At 40.3% G+C, this 3,097-nt stretch carries 2 protein-coding genes, 1 tRNA gene and 1 pseudogene; 3 read left to right on the top strand and 1 reads right to left on the bottom strand.

The features are described from left to right. From BW716_RS34710 to BW716_RS34695, 3 genes are all read left to right on the top strand, one after another. On the top strand, positions 1-1,038 hold a 1,038-nt coding region (locus BW716_RS34710), incomplete at its 5' end, for a low specificity L-threonine aldolase (RefSeq protein ID WP_235644023.1). 141 nt (positions 1,039-1,179) lie between these two features. Continuing rightward, positions 1,180-1,371: a hypothetical protein gene (locus BW716_RS34705; RefSeq protein WP_083730625.1), complete on the top strand. Its 192-nt coding sequence runs from the start codon at positions 1,180-1,182 to the stop codon at positions 1,369-1,371. A 531-nt stretch (positions 1,372-1,902) separates the two neighbouring features. Continuing rightward, a tRNA-Asp gene (locus tag BW716_RS34695) sits at positions 1,903-1,976 on the top strand. Positions 1,977-2,724: 748 nt separating this feature from the next. On the opposite strand, the pseudogene BW716_RS39340 reads toward BW716_RS34695, so the two are convergent. After that, a pseudogene (locus tag BW716_RS39340) lies at positions 2,725-3,048 on the bottom strand (recombinase family protein); the annotation flags it as partial. Between the last annotated feature and the right edge of the window lie 49 nt (positions 3,049-3,097).

Raw genomic sequence — 3,097 nt, 5'->3', positions numbered from 1 at the left:
AGTATAAACAACTTCAATATGATAAGTTTCAAAAACGACTATAGCGAGGGAGCGCTTCCTGCTATTTTACAGGCATTAGCAGCTACCAATGATATTCAACAGGGAGGTTATGGAGAGGATGATTATTCACAACAGGCCATTGATCTCATTAAGAGGAAAATTAATAACCCTCATGCCGCAATATACCTGGTATCTGGCGGTACACAAGCCAATCTTACTTTTATTTCTTCTGTATTACGGCCTTATGAATCTGTCATTGCTGCTACCACCGGACATATCTTTCATCATGAAACAGGTGCTATTGAAGCAACCGGGCATAAGATAGAAACGGTAATTGCCAAAGATGGTAAACTCACACCGGCGCTTGTCGCTTCTTTTATTGATAAAGTGGAGGCGGTGCATATGCCACTTCCACGGCTGGTATATATTTCGAATTCTACAGAGTTGGGTACACATTATCTCAGGGCAGAACTGATCGCGCTTTGGGAGTATTGTAAGCGTAAAGGTTTGCTGCTTTACCTGGATGGGGCCCGTTTGGCTTCGGGGATGATGGCAGGGGATATCAGTTATCAAGATCTGGGAAAGTATACCGATGCATTTTATATTGGAGGTACGAAGAATGGTGCGTTGATTGGGGAGGCGATTGTTATTAACAATCCATCTTTGCAGGAATATTTTGCGTATAATTTGAAAATGAGGGGTGCACTGCTGGCGAAAGGAAGATTGTTAGGCATTCAGTTCATGGAGCTTTTTAAAGATGATACTTATTTGTCGATAGGAGCTTATATGAATGAAATGGCGCGGAGGTTATCAGATGGTATCAGGAAGGCAGGGTATGATTTTTTGATTGAATCAAAGACGAATCAGATATTTCCTATACTGCCGGTGAGGGTGATTCATACATTACAGGAAAAGTATGCGTTTTATGTATGGCAACCGATAGATGAAGAGCGGGCTGCTGTTCGGCTTGTGACTAGTTGGAGTACGCAGGCAGCGGCTGTGGAGGCGTTTTTGGGGGATTTGAGGGCTTGTAAATAATATACCAGGAGAATATTAATTAGAAATTGCCAACAGAAAATCACTCACAACTGCCGTAGATCAATCTTTAGGTGGATTCGAACACTTGTAACTTTTAAGATAAAGTGTAATCTCCCGGGAGATATTTCTTATCCCATTTACATGATCCAATATCCTTTCATCTGGCTGTTTATGAGTTATGTTGAAAAGTATAAACCAAGTCTTGTTGAAATAACATGGATCATTGTAGTGGGAACAGCCGTGTTGACAATAATGGTTTATCTGATATTAAAGTATGTAGATACGCCATTAAGAGCTATGCTGAAGAGAAGACGAGCAGCTTATCAGGCTTAAAATAAATGAGACCAGACTACTTATCCATTGGACCGTTTTTCTCCTCCTATGCTCAGGAAGGTCTCCTGTGTTGGGCATCATCCAATATATAGGTGCCGGTTTCCCAGGCAACAGTAGTTTTTAACAATACCCTTGTCTCGATTTTTATACCAGCCTAGCCTGTAAGAAGGTTTTGAATAAGACTGTGCCATCCGGAAACCGGGGTAATCCATTGTCTGAGATGATGAGTTTTTTCTTAAGAGGTATACTGATCATCCTATCCTTGTCAGTATAATCAGAAAACAATGAGGTAGTGTTATTTCTTCTACTCCCAGGATCATTCCGGACTGCTGGAAAATGATGCCGGTTCGACCATCAGCGAAGATGGGGAAGGTATTTTCAGCGGTTCCTCCGGCATACCATACACGTGAAATGTAGGGTTGCAGATGGGGCGGAATTTGTATGTCTGGGAAAAAAATGATGATAATAAAGTTAAAGAAATTTGGTAATTCAAATGATTTATGTACATTCGCGTCCCGAACGAACAAAAACGGATCAGTAGTTCAGTTGGTTAGAATGCCGCCCTGTCACGGCGGAGGTCGCGGGTTCGAGTCCCGTCTGGTCCGCTAAGAGGGACTGATTATCGAAAAGATAATCGGTCCCTTTTTCATTAGCACCTGTATTGCCCGACAGGCGGGCAATACGGATAAAAATATAATTCACTTTGGGAGTTCGAAGTGCCTCATTTTCCCGGTTATAGAAGATTCCGTTGGGAAATACGAGGGTTTGCAGCTTTTCTTTTGCCCCTGTATCACTGGAACGCCATACCATAGGGAGATTAGAAGAAAGTGACAAGGCTTGATTTATAGCTTCTTCAGGGTTCGAAATACTTCCTGTGCATTCTTCCAGTTTGGTAGAAATAAGATTCCGCTCCTCACTATATCGGGAATAAAATTTATTAAACGTTTCCTGCCCTATTTCTTTTAGAACATACCTGCTTTCCTCCAAGCTATCGATCTTTTTATCGATCTCCTGTAATTGGGCCGTTAAGATTTTTTGAAGTTCTAAGTTTTCCTTGTTCATTTCATAATACTCCTCAATAAGTACATTTTTAAGAGATTCTATTTGGCTATCATTAAAACAAAATTGACTTAATAGCTGCTCAAATAGTTCGTGCATACTTTTTGCGCTTTTATTGCATTTACAACCATCTTTCCGGCACTTGTAATACCAAATTGCTTTTGCTTTAACCACATACCCTGTAAATGGCTGCTTACAGGTATCACATTTAATAAAGATTTTAAGAGGAACAGCGTCTTGCTCTTTTTTATGTGGTACTCCGTATCCCCCAGAACCCTGATGAATGTTATTGACCTTTAAAAAGATTTCAGGACTTATCATCTTTTCATGGTCGCCATGGACAATTTTACCTTCTAATAACCCGTGGTTAATCATACCACAATAGAAAGGACGTTTAAATATCTTAGTTAACTGCTGTTTATACATTTTCACACCCATAGCTTTCAACTTAGAGATAATTTCCTCATTCTTCATTCCCTCAGCCTTCCAGATAAATGCTTTTCTGATCTTTTTACCCACCTCATTTACAACAATTTTTCGTTGGCCGTTAATCTTCACAATATCATATCCCTGTGGTGGTTTAGTAACCCAAATACCTTTGTCAAACTTTTCTATCATACCTGCAACTGCTTTTTGCTTACGCAGTTGGGTAAGTATTCGGTTCTCG

This window comes from [Flexibacter] sp. ATCC 35208, from assembly GCF_001975825.1.
Lineage (GTDB): Bacteria > Bacteroidota > Bacteroidia > Chitinophagales > Chitinophagaceae > Chitinophaga.
Note: the sequence above shows the minus strand (reverse complement) of the source record. Positions and strands in the feature narration are given on the sequence as shown.